The sequence below is a fragment of the Chitinophaga filiformis genome, assembly GCF_900102545.1.
Classification (GTDB): domain Bacteria; phylum Bacteroidota; class Bacteroidia; order Chitinophagales; family Chitinophagaceae; genus Chitinophaga; species Chitinophaga filiformis.
In genome coordinates, this window is sequence record NZ_FNBN01000011.1 from 118,526 (window position 1) to 135,069 (window position 16,544).

Here is a 16,544-nt window from a genome sequence, read left to right on the forward strand (position 1 = left end):
GGTAAAAAATAGAGGAGATGGACAAATCAATTGATTACCTTCACGAATCTTGCTGGGCTTCTAAAAACTCACTTACGCTTTTCCCAGTGCATTTTTTAAAAAATCTGGAAAAGTAATCGGGGTCATTAAAACCCAATTCATAAGCCAATTCCTTTACAGAACGGGGAGAGTAAAGTAGTTTGCGCTTTGCTTCAATCATCAAACGGTTCGTAAAAAAATCCTTTGGCGAAACGCCCGAGTATTCTTTTACAATCCGATATAGGCTGTTTGTTGTTAAAGCCAATTTATCAGCTATTGTATTAACAGAAAGCTGCTCAGTAAGATGCGTTTCCACCACCAATTTGAACTCGATAAACTTTGATAGGTTAGTGTTTAAAACATCAACTGGTTCTTTGCTTTTAAAGTAAGCACTATTTAACTCTGTCAATAGCAGGTTCAGGTAGGCCAATATTATCTCTGTGTCGATTGGATCTTTATCTACGTGAAGTATTTGATCTAAAGTTTCAAAAACCTTTCTTACTCTCTCCCTCGCAACATTGCCCAAAATTATATTTTGTGAGTTTAAAGGGTTAACTAAAAAGGGAAATTGTTGTGGTAGCAATGCCAGGGTATTTTCATCAAATAGTACCTTAAAATACTTAAGATCAGCAGTTTTAGATGGAGGCGTAAAAACTTGATTAGGCATGGCAAAAAGCAAATGTCCTTCAGCAAGAGTGATGTCTTCTAAATCCAGACTGTATGTAGTAGAACCGCTTTCAATCAGGACTATAAAGTAAGAAGTGAGCCGTCGAGGTTGCTGAAGCTTTTGCTGAATGTCAGCAGAAGGATAAGGATTGTCGTTAGAGACAAGCTTTATACTCAACTTGTCGTTCTGTAAGTTTTCGGATTTTCCATTTACATCTTGCATATTGTCTGCTCAAATTTAGTAGGTGTTGCTTTACAATGACCGCTAACATTATATTTCCGCTATTATACGCTATTATTAGCGGGAAACAATATTTTCAAGGTATTATTTATTAGCCATTTATGCAAAAAACGGTTGTAACCGGGTAGCGCATGATTACCATCACCGCACTCACAGCATGTAATTTTAACAAACAGAGAAAGGACGCTATCAATGCCAGAAATAAATCAGCCAACGCCATCCTATTGCTTACTACTGCCGTTTTATTTCACCCTAAAATTAAGTGTTCTAAATACAATTAAATTGTATTAATTTAAGAAAGAAATCGCGATATAATAACATTTGAACATGCCTTACAGACAGCAACTATTTCTTCGGAAGTACCTTATTGTTGTTGGTGAAAATGAATAACACTCACCATTGTTTACACATGTCTGTATCGATGAAGTACTACAATGTTAAAACTAAATCTATAATAACTATGAAAAGGCTGGTCCTTACCATTGCTGCTTTTTGTATGGCCCATATGACCGGGCATACTCAAGCAATTGTTACCCATGCGCCTGAAGGTTTTGATACCCTGCGTAATAATATCATCCACGGAAAGATTGATACCATCGTATACGCTTCGAAAACGGTAGGTACTAAGCGTAGGGCCCTCGTGTATACACCGCCCGGTTACTCTAAAAAAGCCAGATATCCTGTATTGTATCTACTACATGGCATTGGTGGCGATGAGAAGGAGTGGCTCAACGGTGGTAGTCCTCAGGTGATCCTGGATAACCTGTATGCTGACGGCAAATTAACGCCGATGATCGTTGTTATGCCAAATGGAAGAGCTATGAAAGATGATCGTGCTACGGGCAATATTATGGCGCCTGAGAAAATTAAGGCATTCGCTACTTTCGAACAGGACTTGTTGCAAGACCTTATTCCCTTTGTTGAAAAGCAATTCCCGGTGCTTAGAGATAGGGAGAACCGCGCCATTGCGGGTTTATCTATGGGAGGAGGCCAGTCCCTTAACTTTGGCTTGGGTAATCTTGATCGGTTTGCCTGGGTTGGCGGTTTTTCTTCAGCTCCTAATACCCGAAGTCCAGAGCTACTGGTACCTGATCCTGAAACTGCGAAAAAGCAGCTCAAGCTACTTTGGATTTCCTGCGGCGATAATGATAACCTGATCGGCTTTAGTAAACGTACACATGACTACTTGTATGAAAACAAGGTACCACACATTTATTATATAGAGCCGGGTGTTCATGACTTCAAAGTCTGGAAAAACGGTCTCTACATGTTTGCTCAGTTTCTCTTTAAGCCCGTTGATCCGTCTGTTTTTATGCAATATACGGTGCTGGGTACACCTGCGGCTACTAATGTACGCAATGCCAGCTTCCCACAGGTTTTGCCCGACAACCGTGTAGTATTTCGTTTAAAAGCACCACAGGCGCAACGGGTACAGATTGATCTTGGTAAAAAATATGATCTGACAAAGGATACTGCAGGTTATTGGACAGGTGTGACTGATTCTGTCGGCGAAGGTTTCCATTATTACTCATTGTTGATAAACGGTGTCGCCGTTGCCGATCCGGCCAGCGAAACTTTTTATGGAATGGGCCGCATGGCTGCAGGTATTGAGATTCCTTTTGCCGATGGCGCTTTTTATGCTGTTAAAGATGTGCCCCACGGTGACGTATGCATCAAGCGCTACTTCTCCCAGGTCACCAATTCCTGGCGTCGTTGTTTTGTATATACGCCTCCAGGATATGATACTGCTACAAATCAGCGATATCCTGTACTCTATCTGTTGCATGGCGGAGGCGAGGACGAACGGGGATGGAGTGCGCAAGGCAAAACAGATTTGATCCTTGACAATCTTATTGCCGCAAAACAAGCTAACCCTATGCTCGTAGTGATGATGGATGGCAATGTATCTACGGGAACCTTTAATGAGCAATCTCTGCGGACCTTTGAAAATGAGTTAATGCGCGTTGTTATTCCTTTTATTGAGAAGAATTATCGCATAGTAGCAAACGCGGAACACAGAGCATTGGCGGGACTGTCTATGGGTGGTATACAAACGCTTTACGCGGGTATTAATAACACCGATCAATTTGCTTATCTGGGCGTGTTCAGTTCTGGCTGGTTTGGCGGTAAGCAACCGGCGGCAGAACAGCAATACGCTTTCATGAAGCAGTCAGTCAGTAAAATTAATGGCAACCTGAAACAATTCTGGATTGCTATGGGCGGCAAGGAAGACATAGCCTACAACAACTGCCGGAATATGCTGGCCCGGTTTGATGAAATGCAGATTAAATATAACTACAGCGAATATCCTGGCGGCCATACCTGGCCGGTATGGCGTAATAATCTATATAAGTTTGCACAACTGTTATTCAAATAACATTCAACAGTTGAATGTTAAAATATAGATTCCGGGGAGAAGGCCACTCACCAGCATTAATTGCTGGTGAGTCTTTTTGCCAGTTCCGTATACAGACATCCCCCTTCCCTACCAACCAGATGCCTTTCTATTCCGAAGCGTCTTTTTCTTTGGGGATCTTAATCACCGGCAGTTTTTCACCTTTCTGCTTTGCCACCCTATAATGTGACCAGTTCTCGATTTCCTGTTCACCATAGAGTATCATTCTTACCGGTATGTCTTTAGTATCCATATCGCCTATATACATCTGGTTATGCTCGGGCACATCTTCATAACTGACCCTGAGCTGCGCTTTATTCTCCGCGGTGGGATCTTCAATATACTGCTGGTAGGCTTGTATGCAGATAGCAATAGAATCAGGCTCGCCTTTCAACGTCCTTAACAAGTCATTTATTTCCAGTATCTTTTGATGAATATCAGTTACATAATGGTTTTCACCGATAATGAAACTCCCAAGCCCATAGATAGATACCTTTGTGTGTTGAGGAAGGTCGGTAACCACTATCTTCTTTTCTACCAGTTCCTGCAGTGCTGAAAAAGTCAGATCAAACGGCTTCTCCAGCCGGCCAAAATTAATCGTCAGATCAGCGAAGACTGTTACTTTGATCAGAAAGTAATCATCTCCTGACTTATAAAACAGGTTTACACTGTCGCCTTTTATTTTCTCAGGAAATGGATCTCTTGGGTGTTTACTATGTGGCTTATAGATGTTACCCGTTCCCGACTCCCCTATTCTGGCGCCATGCACAATCTTTTGCCGGTATTTAAAGATATTTTCCATTTCCGGATTCAACTCTTTAATAAGAGATAACACATATCCAATGAAGCTATCTCTATCAAATATCCAGGAGCTACCGGTGACGGTCCAACAGCCCAGGCCATGAATAGATATGCATTCATCATCGGGAATGCTGAGCGATACCCAGTCATTGTAGACATCCTCCTTAAAATGCTCGAAGTCTTCAAAATTCCAGCAGTTCACCCGTCCATCTTCATAAACATCCAGATCAGTAAAATGATAATATCCGTTACGAATGAATGCGGGGATCGAGACGCCTTCAATTATCCGGTTCCGATAAACTTTTGTTGCAGGAGGAAAGTATTTGTCTTCAGCTTTCATAAGTTGAGATTCAAAGCGTACATAGCAAGGTAAAGATAATTAAAGCAATACTCAAATAGTTGAGTGCTGTGTCAAAAGTTCGGGTTATTCCATTTGCAATAGTTGACATCGGACACCGGGTGCTACTTCTGCTGTCGCTATTACTGTTTGGCGGCTAGTTTATCAGGTGAAAGGAAGTTGCATCAAATTAGTTCTGATACAACCTCCTTTTTATTGTTTATAAGATCCAATATGTCAAGAACGTTTCCTGGTTGCAGATACCGCTTTGAAGCCGCTTTGATACCGCTAATCCTGCGTTCATCTTACGTTCATGAACGTAAGATGAACGCAGGATTAGCGGTATCAAAGCGGCTTCAAAGCGGCAAAAAACAAGCTAAATGTGCCAATTGCTATACAAAAGAAAAAACCGCCTCAACTATTATTGAGACGGCTCTTTATATTTTATGCTATTTCACGTTAGTATGTCATATTCCATCCCAAATCGGTTCGAAGATTAGGCAATGAACCAATATAATTCTCCTATGACCTAACTGTCAGAGCAAATCGGATCTATTACACTTAATTGCAAAAAGGATAAAGCGGGCAGAGTTTCAACTTAGCTTTTTTGATAGATTCAACGCTAACTTCATACTCTTCGCTATTGTTGATTTTAGGCGTCTGTGCAGCTTTTATTTCTGTTAACAATGTCCGGTAGCGTTCAAGGATCTTCGCCAGATTTTTACTTGATCCATCTTGCTGGTATGCCTCGGTCGCTTTCTGTGTTAAGATATCAAACGCCTTATTCGCGTTGTCACTGATAACGACATTCGCCAATATCTCACGTTTGGCTTCAACCAGCTTTACATTCAATGAATCTTTGGATTGTGCTTTAGTTTGCAGGCAGAAAAGCAGCAGGGATCCACATAATAGTTTGTACATCTTCATAAGATTTAGTTAAAAGGGAATTAAATGAGTGCTGTGCAAGCAGACCCAATAGTAGCGTCTGGTGCTTTACTTTGCCAGGCATTTAATCTCCGAAGTTGTAAAAATACCAACTACTAAGTAGTTTTACAAACTCCCTTGCCGGATCTGGTGTCAAATTCTAGGATTTAATTAGCGGTAGAACGACTTTATAGGCAGTTTTTTTCTCCCAGCGTGCTATCAACCAGGCAATAAAGCTCAAGGAGAAGATGTCCTTATTCTCCTCCTCATTTAGCATGTTCAAAACCGTTTTTTTATACGCCAATTCAAAAACCACATCGGGTCTTTGAAGGTATTTTTCAACCAGTTTCAAAAATAATAGCACACGCTCCTCCGAAGTTTTTTGCAGATACTTCTTATAACGCCGCCGGAAGCTGTTTAGCCGTGACATGGCAAGCTCAGTATTAGAGAACTGTGCATGGACCAAAATTTCCATCAGATTCTTTCGAATGGTCCATAGCATGCCCATTCTTTTTTCATACCAGGCATCAGTGCGCGTCAGTAAAGTCAGCTGCTTTAAACTTCTACGGTCATTACACAGGGCTAAAAACATGGTCAGGCATATTCGTAGATCCTCGACATCTTCCGGTTTAGCCATATTTTTTGAATTGGAAAGCGATTCCTGCAGTATTGAGATCGCGTCGTCAGCAAAGTCTGTAAAGAACAGGTTGAGCGAAGAGAGTAACTGATGACGTAAATAAAACAGGGCATGATATCGGCTATCCGTCGCCATTAGATCCATCATTTCCTTAAGATAGGATCTACTCCTTGCGAAATCCTTTCGCCTCAGATGAAAGTTAGCCAACAAATACAAGATGGATATATGATAAAAGAGATTGGCCTGTTTTTTATGCCCCTGGTCCTGTATAAATTTATTCGTTCGGTTGATATAGCGCTCTATCAATCCATAATTCTGCTGTATCGCTGCATATTCATTAGCGAGGAATAGAATCTGGTAAATAGACTTATAAGTCATGAGTTCCTGAACGACAATCTTGTATTTCCGGATTGTCGTTATCATCAAGGATGTTAAATTAACGATCTTTCCTTCCAGGTGTATCTCTTGCAGTTCCTGCCTCAAAAAGGCATAGGCCATATTGAGTTTAGCCTCGCGTTGCATATGGTCCTGGTTCTGCAGGAACCGGGCAGTCAAAGCGTCGAGATTTTCGGCCCCTGGCAGATGAGCATACTGAAGTTTTAACAGCAGGAGCTCATTCAACAAGTTAAACTGCTCCGATTGTTCAGCCAGTCGTTCAGCCTTGTCCAAACACTTGAACGCAATCCGGACCACATCATTTTCTAACAAAAAACGACTCACCACGAGCAGGCGCAGGACATCATAAGTATCAGAATGATTGCTTTCGAAGGTTTTCTGCGATAGAAATAGCAGCAGATTATCCTGCAGCCTTTTACGTAAAGCATGGTATGCATCATTATTTTTCTCCGACACATAGAGCTTCTTTATACCTTCAATATCGTCAGTTTCTATCAAATCAAGCAGCTGCAAATTTTTCACATCGGACCTTTTGTTCTTCCGTTGCAAAAATTGCTTAAAATCCTGTTTTTCAGTACTATTCAGTAAGTTGATCAACTCCGAAAGTGAGTCCATATAGACAAATTGGCGGTATATACTAATGCATTTAAAGGTACAAAATTTCAAAATATATCATCAGTAATTTGCATATTCTACTTTTTTTAGGTCTGCTTTACATCCGACCTTTGGTTCATATTAATCACTAAAACCAAATTGAAATGGAACCGCTACAACACAGAACCGAAGAAAATGTACCTGGTATAAAACATGGTGAGCATGCCAGAAACCCATTTAAACCAACTGGCGCATTTATTGGGGCTTCCTGGTTTGCCTTAATGATAGGAGCCGTAGGATATTGTATTGGCTTATGGAATGCAAATATGGAGCTGAACGAAAAAGGCTACTATTTAACCATTCTATTATTTGGCTTATTCTCAGTAGTCTCGGTACAAAAAAGCGTCAGGGATAAGGCTGAAGGAATTGCCGTTACAGATCTTTACTATGGCCTGAGCTGGTTTGCCTCCATTGCGGCAATGCTTCTATTGACAATTGGCCTGTGGAATGCAAATATGGCGCTAAGTGAGAAAGGTTTTTACGCTATGGCATTCTGCCTAAGCATGTTTTCAGCCATTGCCGTTCAAAAGAATACCCGCGACTCAAAGCTTGTCGAGAATAAAGATTTGTAACGTAGCGGTTGCAACCCCGCAGTCCCTTGCTTGCAAGCCTGCGGGGTTATTTACTAATACATATAAAACCTTTACTGGCTAAAAAAAAGTTTCACAACCGTCCACTTCCTGGACCTCTCAAGATATGATTGAAGTATGTTACGCCAACATGCAGATGAAAGGAGACATTGGTATGGGATTGATACTTCAGCATCGCTTTTACTTATAACCGGTATTGCTTTCCTTCGTGCAATACCTCAAAATTATTCAGCGCCTGCTGGGCCACCCTCTTCTCCAGCAGATAATCTTTTAATGAGAGGATACCTCTTGATTTGCGGTCCTCAATATCTTTTAATGCCGATTTTAATTCCGCGTATTTAAGCCGGAGTTTAAATATATCGGATTCATGAAACTCACGGATAGATGAACTTTCCTGAAGTACATTAACGGCATCATAATTTCTCGACGCCCATTCATTGATATCGTAAGCAATGATCGCAAGGTCTTCCTCCGCCAGGCTACCCAAAGGACATAGATAAATGTTACTGTCCGAAGAACCATCTGCCTTAATAACAATGCCATTATCTCCACCATCATTGCCGATCAGCAGATAACCTGGCAGATACGCAGATATTTCGTAATCCAGGTTCCGCGATGCAATATCCGTTGTTCCATATACCAGCGTTAAATCGTTCAATAGCTTGCTGTCAACAACCTGATGCTGTACCATGAAATTGATATAAGATTCCGGAAACTGTAATCCCATAGCTGTTGATATGGCTTGCAACTGTTTCTCCATTGTTATAATTTTGCTATTGATTCTTAAAAATACTTGTGAAAGATTGACATAGTACAAAGCTGTGTCTTAAGCTCATTAAAAAAGTTGGGCAGACACTGACAGCCTACTTCAATCATCATACGAAGATATCAAAGAGTTTGTGACATTTCGCTAATATGTACACTTTGAATAAAATGAACTGAATTTTAAAGACATGAAATTAGGTAACTCATTTAGCGGCGCTTTAAGAACGTTTGCTTACTTTATGGCAAGTGGAACACAAGACACACTTAAAGGCGTTGACTATCTCTCACTATACGGAGAAGAACCCAGTGCGATCGAACAAGTGTTTGCAATCTATGCTAATGTAATAGAGCTTGACGAAAATGGAAACGTTGTCAACGCTAAATATGCGGAGAAAAGGGCGACTGATTATCTACGCTCATATTGCGATCCCTCGTTTAAAGTAGATCCGCAGTATGAAGACTGGGAACTCGAGCTACATGCACCGCCACCAGTGAGAGATAGAAATCTTAGATAAGATGATAGTCGACCTGTTCATATCCTTTTGTACCTGATAGCTGTAATGGAATGCGCTGGAAAAGTGTAGTCGGAAAGGTTACCGGAGAGTTTTCTCTCTGTCGATATCACTACATTCTTTGCCGGATTTTCCAGGGTGTTCATCGCGTCGATCGCCATTGCATTCAGTTCATATACAGCTACAGGCGTATACTGTTCACTGTCGATACTGCGGAGGTCTGTTTTGACCGCCTGTTCGGGATGACGGTTCACCACAAAGATCACCAGACTGCCATCACTGTCATGCAGGGTAACGGCCACGTCCAATGCTTTGGATGCCTTAGATCCCGGCATATTCAGATCGGGGGTTGCTACCTGTGTTTTCAGGCTCACATTACCAGCATGCTGGCGGTAGAACTGCATTGGGTAGTAAATGGTTTGGCAAACAGCAGCTGTTTTACTGGTCATGATCGGCGCCAGTACATTGACAGTCTGAGCCCAGGTAGCCATGCCAACCACTGATGCCTGTCTGAGCATGATGTTATAGAAAGTGGCGGTACCCAATGCATGCTCCCAGGTGTAGTATTCCTCCAGCTGATACGCACCTGTTCCCCCAGGCTCCCAGATTCCCAGTTCGTCAATAGCTATCTTTACCGGGTTAGCCCTGTGCGGAAAGCGGTACCATTTACTAAAATCGGTCACTTTCTCAGGCGTCAATGTTTGGATCTGTCCTTTTAAAGTGAGGATCAGCTCTTCCATATGATCGACCTGCGGGAACAGTGACCCCGGTTTACTTTCATCAGAACTAACGTAGTGGTGCATGGAGATGTAGTCGCATACTGCGCCGATCTCTTTCAGGACATACTCGTTCCAGGCATCATCAGCACCGCAGAGTACGAGTTTGGCGTCTTTATCCTGGAGTTTTATGGCTTTGGTATACAACCACGCTTCTTTTACAAACTCTTTTACATCCTGTAAACGACCGATATCCGGACCGGCAGCTTCTTCATTGCCTATTCCCCAATACTTTACATTAAAAGGATCGGAATGCCCGTTTTTGCGGCGCAGGTTCGCATAATAGGTATCCTGTGTACCGTTGCAATACTCGACCCAGTTACCCGCTTCTTCTGCTGTACCGGTACCCATATTGACCGCAAAATAGGCATCTGCCCCAAGTTCTCTTGCATAGGCGATGGCTTCATCCGTGCCGAAGTGATTATTTTCCACACCACCCCATATCAGGTTAGGGCGGCTGCGTCTTTCAGCCAGCGGACCGATACCATCCATCCAGTGATAGATCTTGGTAAAGGTGCCTCCGGGATATCGTAATATGCCGGGCCGTAAACCACGGATCTTTTCCAATACGTCTTTGCGGACGCCTTTGGCATCCGACAGCGGAGAACCTTCTTCGAAGATCCCTCCATTGATGGCTCTGCCAAGGTGTTCTATGAACTGGCCATAAATGCCATCATCTATAGTGCCTTCCGGATGCGTGAAGTCGATCTCAATACTAGCCTCCAGTGGAGTGCCAGCAACGAAAGAACGGGCAGCTGCAAAAGCACTGCCCTTCAAAGCGAGACCTAGTCCGCTCATGCCAATAAGGCCGATAAAATTTCTCCTTGTTACCTGCGCGTTCACGTAATAGTAGCTCTTGACTGTTTAATGATGAACAACAAGATGGTGAATTTTAAGCAGATTACATAGGGTTAAAGGTCCTATGCTTTTACTTTTCTTTTCAGCCAGGCTCTTACCGGTTCGTCATAGTATTTCAAACTGAGATAACCTACCAATACAGATACGACAAATGTAAGTATACCATACCCGACAGCCAGTGGCATGTTTGTGCCTTTGTGCGCGCTTACCCAGCCGGTATACACGTAAATGAACGGATAGTGTGTGATGTATAAAGGATAGGAAAGATCCGCAAGGAACTTACATATTTTAGACTCCCTGTTGCTATGTACCTGCCCGCTTGCTCCCAGATATACAACCGCCGGGAATACGAGAATAATGATAAAAGATTCGTAGATACCATTCATCCACAGATGATCTGCGCCACCAATTCGTGGCATGGCCAATGTTATTGTCAGTAATATGCCACACCACAGGAACGCATTGTTAATACGCGTGGGCTTAGTTGCCCTGGACAACAACAGGCCGGCAAAGAATGGGAACATCAGACGGGTAAAGCCGATGCTTAATTGTTCGCGGTTTAAAGACCATCCGCCGATAACGTCGCCGGTAGGACCGAATACGGTGAGATAGATAAGCGCAATAGCGGAAAGGCTCACGAGTATGGACAGTGCTGTTTTTGAAAACTTCCTGATGCCGAGTGCGTAAAGGATGTTCCCAACATACTCAAAGAACAGTGACCAGCCCGGTCCGTCCAGCGGATGCATTTCCTGCCAGCCCCTGATATCCCAGGAAATGGGAATAGGTATGAGTGTAAAACCAATGAGCATGATCAGCAACAGTTTCCATGCCGGTACGGTGTGAATGGCCGGGAATGCTGGAGAATCAGATGCATAGAAGAAAAAGGCACCGATGATCATACCCATGATCACCATAGGCTGAAGCCGCTCCAGCCGGCGTTTGAAAAAGGTACCGATAGACATTTTCTGCCAGCGGTCATCATAGGCATAGCCAATGACATAACCGGAAAGAAGGAAGAAGAAGTCAACGGCCAGGTAACCATGATTGATCATCAGATCGAGATGACTTGTGGAATGCGCTTCTAATACGTGGAAAATGACAACGATTAATGCGGCTACACCACGTAGCCCGTCCAGTACAAGATAATGTGGCTTGGTAGGAAGAGGATGTGTATTCATAGGGGGCATAAGATAGAGAGAAAAATCCTGAAAAGATAGTGCCCTGTATCTTTGACACGAAAAATCTGGTGCAGGGCAAAGATGCGCCGGTAACAGGATTTTTAAAACAGGTTTGATACCAGACCGTAGACGATGAGGCTAAATTCGTGGGAGATATATTGCCTTTGATCTTAAAAATTTATACTTTTAGCGACAAGGAGATACTTACAGGTTTAGCTACAATTACTGGTCACTCTCTTCCTGGAAGCTTTCCTCATCTGAATTACTGATCATTTCCTGATTGCCTGATCTTTTTTGAGCGCTCAAGAAAACTGGATGCCTTCAGTTTCTCTTCAGCTTCTACTATCGCCTCCATCAGGTTGTTTTTGTTATCTGCAATCTGTGCTAAAGCCTTTTCCATATTGTCCCATACCGGTTTCATAGCATCAACCAACGCTTTCCCTTTCGTGGTAAGAACTATCAGCCGCTTTCTTTCGTCTGTTTTATCCTTCTTTGATTTAATGATTTGCTGTTTTTCCAGCTCTTTCAATAAACTGATCGTGGAAGGATGGGCATATCCAATTTCGTTAGCAATTTCCACCACGCTCATAGAAATTTTTAAATGTAAGGTATAAACGACAGGGAACCATTTGGGCTCAAACTTTATCCCAAATGATTGATATATCAGCTGCCCCTCCTTTCTTAATGCATCAGAAAGCCGTTGCAGCCTGGTTGAAATGGCAAGTATACCCGATTGGTCTATTACGTTGTCCATAGATCAGTTTTTTAAGCGTAAATGATAGAACATATTGTCGGCGCTCATCAACGGGAAATAGGAAGGAAGGTCTGTTTTTTGAATGAGCGCAAAACCGTTCCTTTCATAAAATCGCTGGGCTGCTTTTAGTTGTTCTACCGTACCCAGATAAATATCTCTGATTCCCTGTTCCCGGCTGTAAGTCAATAACTTCCCCAATAATTGCTGGGCAATTCCAAATTCTTTCCCTCTAAACTCTTTTTTTACAAACATCTTCCTGATAGCGCCCGCCTGGTGGCCGATATTAATCAAGGCAATTGTGCCTACCAAAGTATCACCATCGAAAGCGCCCCAGAAATTTCCACCCGACTGGCAATAGAATGCCTCTATTGTTTTTAAATCCGGTTGATCTTCAAGGGTTACAGGAACGCCAAATTCAATCTGCTGGATTGGAAGTATAAGCTGTATTACATCATCTGAAAACTGATCACCTATTGGTCTGCATACTATATTTGCCATGATGTTCATTTATTATGTACAAATCTACGTAGTTTCCTACATAAATTACAATATTACTCCAAAATTCCCTGGTTAAGGGAGCTCCCAGTTTAGATATATTATCCATAAGGTTGTTTTTATGAGCTATACACATTAAATTAAAACGCTTTTTCATAACAAAGTTTCAAGTATTACAGTAACAAAAGGAGAAGTATTTGCTGGTAAAGTTGGGACGATCTGTAAGGGGTTAATTGTTCCCAGGATGGCTCCTGTTTGAGAACTGGTATCATACTTGCCATAGGTATATTTTTCGGCGGATTCCTTTAAACTTTTCCATAAGATGTATGGCTAAAACCAACGGGGGAATCTGTACGACAAAGGCCATAGTATTGCAAGATATTATGCGCTGGACCGGGTAATATCGTAAACAACTATATTAAATGTCTATCTGGCAAGAAGCGAAGAAATCTATGACGCAAAGTGTGAAAGTGATTTTTGGGAGTTTATTTATGTTCAGTAGCCTCGTAGTGGGCGCTCAAACTCCACAGGATGCAGCAAAAAAGGAACAAAAGACAGTTTATCTTTTTAGTGGTCTGGGGGCAGACTCAAGTATATTTATGAACCTGAAACTCCCTGGGTATCACAAAGTTTACATAACCTGGATTCCTGCGTTGCCCAAAGAATCAATAACGCAATATGCAGGAAGGATAAAGAGCCAGATCACGGTTGAAAATCCAGATATCATCGGGCTTTCTTTTGGAGGGATCGTTGCTGTGGAAGTATCCAAGCAGATAAAGGTAGACAAAATGGTGTTGATCTCTTCGGTCAGAACAAAACGTGAATTGAACCGGGTACAGTTCTTTTTCATGAAATTGGGGTTTTATCGTATTATCCCCGGTGCATTAATACAACGCACTAATTTTCTCACCTACCGGTATTTTGGCGCCCGGTCCCTAAAAGATAAAAAGGCATTGACGAATTTATTGGCGCAAACAGATGTATCTTTTTTCCGTTGGGCACTGAGAGGTATTGCATATTGGGATAATGAAACAGGGCCAGAGAGAACTATTCAAATACACGGCACGGCCGACAGAGTAATAACCAGCAGGCTTGTGCATCCTGATTACCGTATTAAGGGCGGAGGACATCTTATGGTTTTTAATAAGGCAGATACTATCAGTAAAATTATCACGCATTACCTGAATGAGTAGTAGCTTTTCGTCTTAAATAAAAAGCCCTTTGCCCTTCAGGAGAATAGGAATACCGTCAGAAATATTGGCCATTTTAAGACCGTATTAACGATAATTAAATGAGACAGGTTCATCATGCGTTTGTTTCAACAGATGATGATCAACTAGATATTGTCTCCATGCAGTCGCACGATTGGCAGCATTACATCCATATACCCCAGCGGAATTGCAACGCTTTTTCGGAAATCCCAAGGTAGAATTATGTGTGATCTCAAGTAGTTTGATCACACTATATACTTCATTATCTCTCCATGCTCCACCTCCACCGACAAATGAATCTACTATATTGTGCTTAAGAATATCGTATATTTTATCATAATCTAGTGTACCATCTGGATTCTGATAGTCTATTCCACCTTTTTTTAGATAGTATGCATATAAATCATATTCACTTAATGCCTTATAATGATGCAGGAATTCTTTTCTATAGCCTCGACTATTGAAGCCAGCCTCAAAAAGAAATCCCCAATCCTTTTTCATAAACGAATATTTATCGATATATTTTATTTTCTCAAATTTTATTTCCTCTATTTCATTAAGTACTGTATCAATTTGATTATAGCTTGTCAGGGCAAGCAATTTTATTAATGCTCTCTCTTTATCTTCCTGATTTACCTCACTCCATTTTATTTCCCTGATCTTAGCAGCAATGTCTGTTATGCTACTATCATTATTACCTTCCCAATAATGAGAAATACCATCAGGTCCGTGAATTGGCTCTGCACAAAGTGCTTTCGCAGATATTACCTGTTGCTTAATATCTTTATCATCCGTCTGTAGACGCTCCAATTTTTCGCACACCACGTTCCCGTTGTTAATAAACTTTAACAAGAATTCCCCACAGTTACCAACTATTCCCAGGTTATCATATAGATACCCCTTTTTTAAATACAATTTTAGGTAACGGTCGTTATTGACCATCTCCTGCCAATGTTTTGAGTAAAAGATATCCACTATCCTACCCGTCGAGAAGATGAGGTTCCAGTTTTGTTCTCTTATTAAGGTCCAGTATTCCAGTGCTGTTATGTCATCTAAGGTCAATGTACGAATGAGTTTATCTTCCAATTCTCTCCTTTCGGTAAAGGACAAGTGTTTACTCAATTTCGCTATATCATTTCTTAGCGCTTCAGACCCAATAAAATCAATATTATTACCAACACAATACTGCGTGAGTACCACCAGCTGCTGCAAAAATCTATATGGGAATTGAGGAATATAATAACTCGCGGGAATATCTGCATGATCATATTCTTTAGCAAGTTGTACGACCGTCCCAGGGGTGCAGGTTGTTAACTTAATGAATGCGTTTAATGCAACTGCATCCTTTTTACTATTTAAACGGGCGAAGAGCTCATGTTCATTTCCTATAGGGACTACAGTCATTTCCTTATTTACAAATTTCTTTTGCTCCTTATCCCATATAAATTTTACATAATTCTCCGCAAAGTAAATCAACATATTTAGTGCGGCATCTGAGTAAAATTCCTTTTCAATATGAAAAGACAGTATGTTACGATCGTCATCAACAGCCATTTCCACGCCGGTCAGTAATTGTAGCAAATAAATACATTCTTCTTTATCAAAATTATGCTCATTGAACCGGTACCGCTTGTTGTAAAAGGCTGACGCAATCAGCAGCAGTGCTTTCGGGTCCTTTGCTCGAATGAATGAATCAATTTTGTATTCTTTAACCCATTCCCTTTTTAATAATTTTGAATATTGTGGTCGTAGGAGGTCATAAGCTGTATTTGGCATTTCTCTGAAAGCAACCCTTGCTGGTCTATTTGTAAGAGGAGTAATCATAAATGCAGCAGTCAGCTCGGAAAAATAGATTTTTGCAATATTTTTATGTAAAAACATCAGGAATTCATCCGCCTTAGTCTCTTCTGTAATGACCATTTCCTGTTCAATAAACAACGTATTTTCAAGTGTGATTCTTTTGGCCACGTTGGATTCAGTAGTCTGTATTATGTGATAACCGAGGTACTCTGTTATTTCTTTTTGACTATCGAAGTAAGGGGCTATTTCAAAAAGTGCATTTTTATCACCCTCCCTTAATCTTTTTTCGATATCGTAAAGCGAAACTTCTTGTGCGAACAAATCAGCACTGATAATTAAGGAGATAAAGAGCAGCAATAACTTCATAGATATTAATATTTCTTATTAACAAAGGCCGATTCCCTTCTATTGAATGAGGGTTGACCTTATCGATTATTAGTTGTAACAGCCCACAAGATACTCTACTTTTTAAGAAATAGATTGGCTCCCCGGCTAGCTGGTTTCAACTTTTTGCCGTTCGCCAGATCTTCACCTTA

The 16,544-nt window shown here is 41.4% G+C and carries 14 protein-coding genes; 4 read left to right on the plus strand and 10 right to left on the minus strand.

Annotated features, from left to right (window positions below; translation table 11 throughout):
* Nucleotides 1–40: 40 nt before the first annotated feature.
* Nucleotides 41–907 (minus strand): helix-turn-helix domain-containing protein, encoded by an 867-nt coding sequence (locus BLR32_RS30250; protein WP_089837769.1) that lies wholly within the window; start codon nucleotides 905–907, stop codon nucleotides 41–43.
* Between the two features lie 478 nt (nucleotides 908–1,385).
* Between BLR32_RS30250 and BLR32_RS30255 the strand changes: the two genes are divergently transcribed.
* A complete protein-coding gene (locus tag BLR32_RS30255; protein ID WP_089837929.1) occupies nucleotides 1,386–3,302 on the plus strand; it encodes an alpha/beta hydrolase-fold protein in 1,917 nt (638 codons plus the stop codon).
* 127 nt (nucleotides 3,303–3,429) lie between these two features.
* On the opposite strand, the gene BLR32_RS30260 is transcribed toward BLR32_RS30255, so the two are convergent.
* From BLR32_RS30260 to BLR32_RS30270, 3 genes are all read right to left on the minus strand, one after another.
* A complete protein-coding gene (locus BLR32_RS30260; protein ID WP_089837771.1) occupies nucleotides 3,430–4,461 on the minus strand; it encodes a DUF7638 domain-containing protein in 1,032 nt (343 codons plus the stop codon).
* 558 nt (nucleotides 4,462–5,019) lie between these two features.
* A complete protein-coding gene (locus tag BLR32_RS30265; protein ID WP_143011648.1) occupies nucleotides 5,020–5,379 on the minus strand; it encodes a hypothetical protein in 360 nt (119 codons plus the stop codon).
* A 163-nt stretch (nucleotides 5,380–5,542) separates the two neighbouring features.
* Complete coding sequence (locus BLR32_RS30270; protein WP_245705558.1) at nucleotides 5,543–6,937, minus strand: hypothetical protein; 1,395 nt, start codon at nucleotides 6,935–6,937, stop codon at nucleotides 5,543–5,545.
* Between the two features lie 236 nt (nucleotides 6,938–7,173).
* Between BLR32_RS30270 and yiaA the strand changes: the two genes are divergently transcribed.
* Complete coding sequence (yiaA, locus tag BLR32_RS30275; RefSeq protein WP_089837777.1) at nucleotides 7,174–7,641, plus strand: inner membrane protein YiaA; 468 nt, start codon at nucleotides 7,174–7,176, stop codon at nucleotides 7,639–7,641.
* Between the two features lie 202 nt (nucleotides 7,642–7,843).
* On the opposite strand, the gene BLR32_RS30280 is transcribed toward yiaA, so the two are convergent.
* Nucleotides 7,844–8,419 carry an SMI1/KNR4 family protein gene (locus BLR32_RS30280; protein WP_089837779.1) on the minus strand — a complete coding sequence of 192 codons (576 nt, stop codon included), beginning with the start codon at nucleotides 8,417–8,419 and terminating at the stop codon, nucleotides 7,844–7,846.
* Nucleotides 8,420–8,612: 193 nt separating this feature from the next.
* Here BLR32_RS30280 and BLR32_RS30285 point away from each other — a divergent pair, with 193 nt between their 5' ends.
* Nucleotides 8,613–8,939 (plus strand): DUF7677 family protein, encoded by a 327-nt coding sequence (locus BLR32_RS30285; RefSeq protein ID WP_089837781.1) that lies wholly within the window; start codon nucleotides 8,613–8,615, stop codon nucleotides 8,937–8,939.
* Nucleotides 8,940–8,956: 17 nt separating this feature from the next.
* Here the strand turns inward: BLR32_RS30285 and BLR32_RS30290 are convergent, their stop codons facing one another.
* The 4 genes from BLR32_RS30290 to BLR32_RS30305 all read right to left on the minus strand — a co-directional run bounded on the left by BLR32_RS30290 (nucleotide 8,957) and on the right by BLR32_RS30305 (nucleotide 13,000).
* Nucleotides 8,957–10,510: an alpha-N-arabinofuranosidase gene (locus BLR32_RS30290; RefSeq protein WP_089837783.1), complete on the minus strand. Its 1,554-nt coding sequence runs from the start codon at nucleotides 10,508–10,510 to the stop codon at nucleotides 8,957–8,959.
* Nucleotides 10,511–10,632: 122 nt separating this feature from the next.
* Nucleotides 10,633–11,748, minus strand: coding sequence for an acyltransferase family protein (locus tag BLR32_RS30295; RefSeq protein ID WP_176842481.1), 1,116 nt, complete (start codon nucleotides 11,746–11,748; stop codon nucleotides 10,633–10,635).
* A gap of 262 nt (nucleotides 11,749–12,010) precedes the next feature.
* Entirely contained in the window at nucleotides 12,011–12,502 is a 492-nt protein-coding gene (locus BLR32_RS30300) for a MarR family winged helix-turn-helix transcriptional regulator (protein WP_089837787.1), read from the minus strand.
* A 3-nt stretch (nucleotides 12,503–12,505) separates the two neighbouring features.
* Complete coding sequence (locus BLR32_RS30305; RefSeq protein WP_089837931.1) at nucleotides 12,506–13,000, minus strand: GNAT family N-acetyltransferase; 495 nt, start codon at nucleotides 12,998–13,000, stop codon at nucleotides 12,506–12,508.
* 419 nt (nucleotides 13,001–13,419) lie between these two features.
* On the opposite strand from BLR32_RS30305, the gene BLR32_RS30310 reads away from it, so the two are divergent.
* Entirely contained in the window at nucleotides 13,420–14,190 is a 771-nt protein-coding gene (locus BLR32_RS30310; protein WP_089837789.1) for an alpha/beta hydrolase, read from the plus strand.
* An 84-nt stretch (nucleotides 14,191–14,274) separates the two neighbouring features.
* Here BLR32_RS30310 and BLR32_RS30315 read toward each other — a convergent pair whose 3' ends face one another.
* Nucleotides 14,275–16,374: a hypothetical protein gene (locus tag BLR32_RS30315; protein WP_089837791.1), complete on the minus strand. Its 2,100-nt coding sequence runs from the start codon at nucleotides 16,372–16,374 to the stop codon at nucleotides 14,275–14,277.
* Nucleotides 16,375–16,544 lie beyond the last annotated feature (170 nt).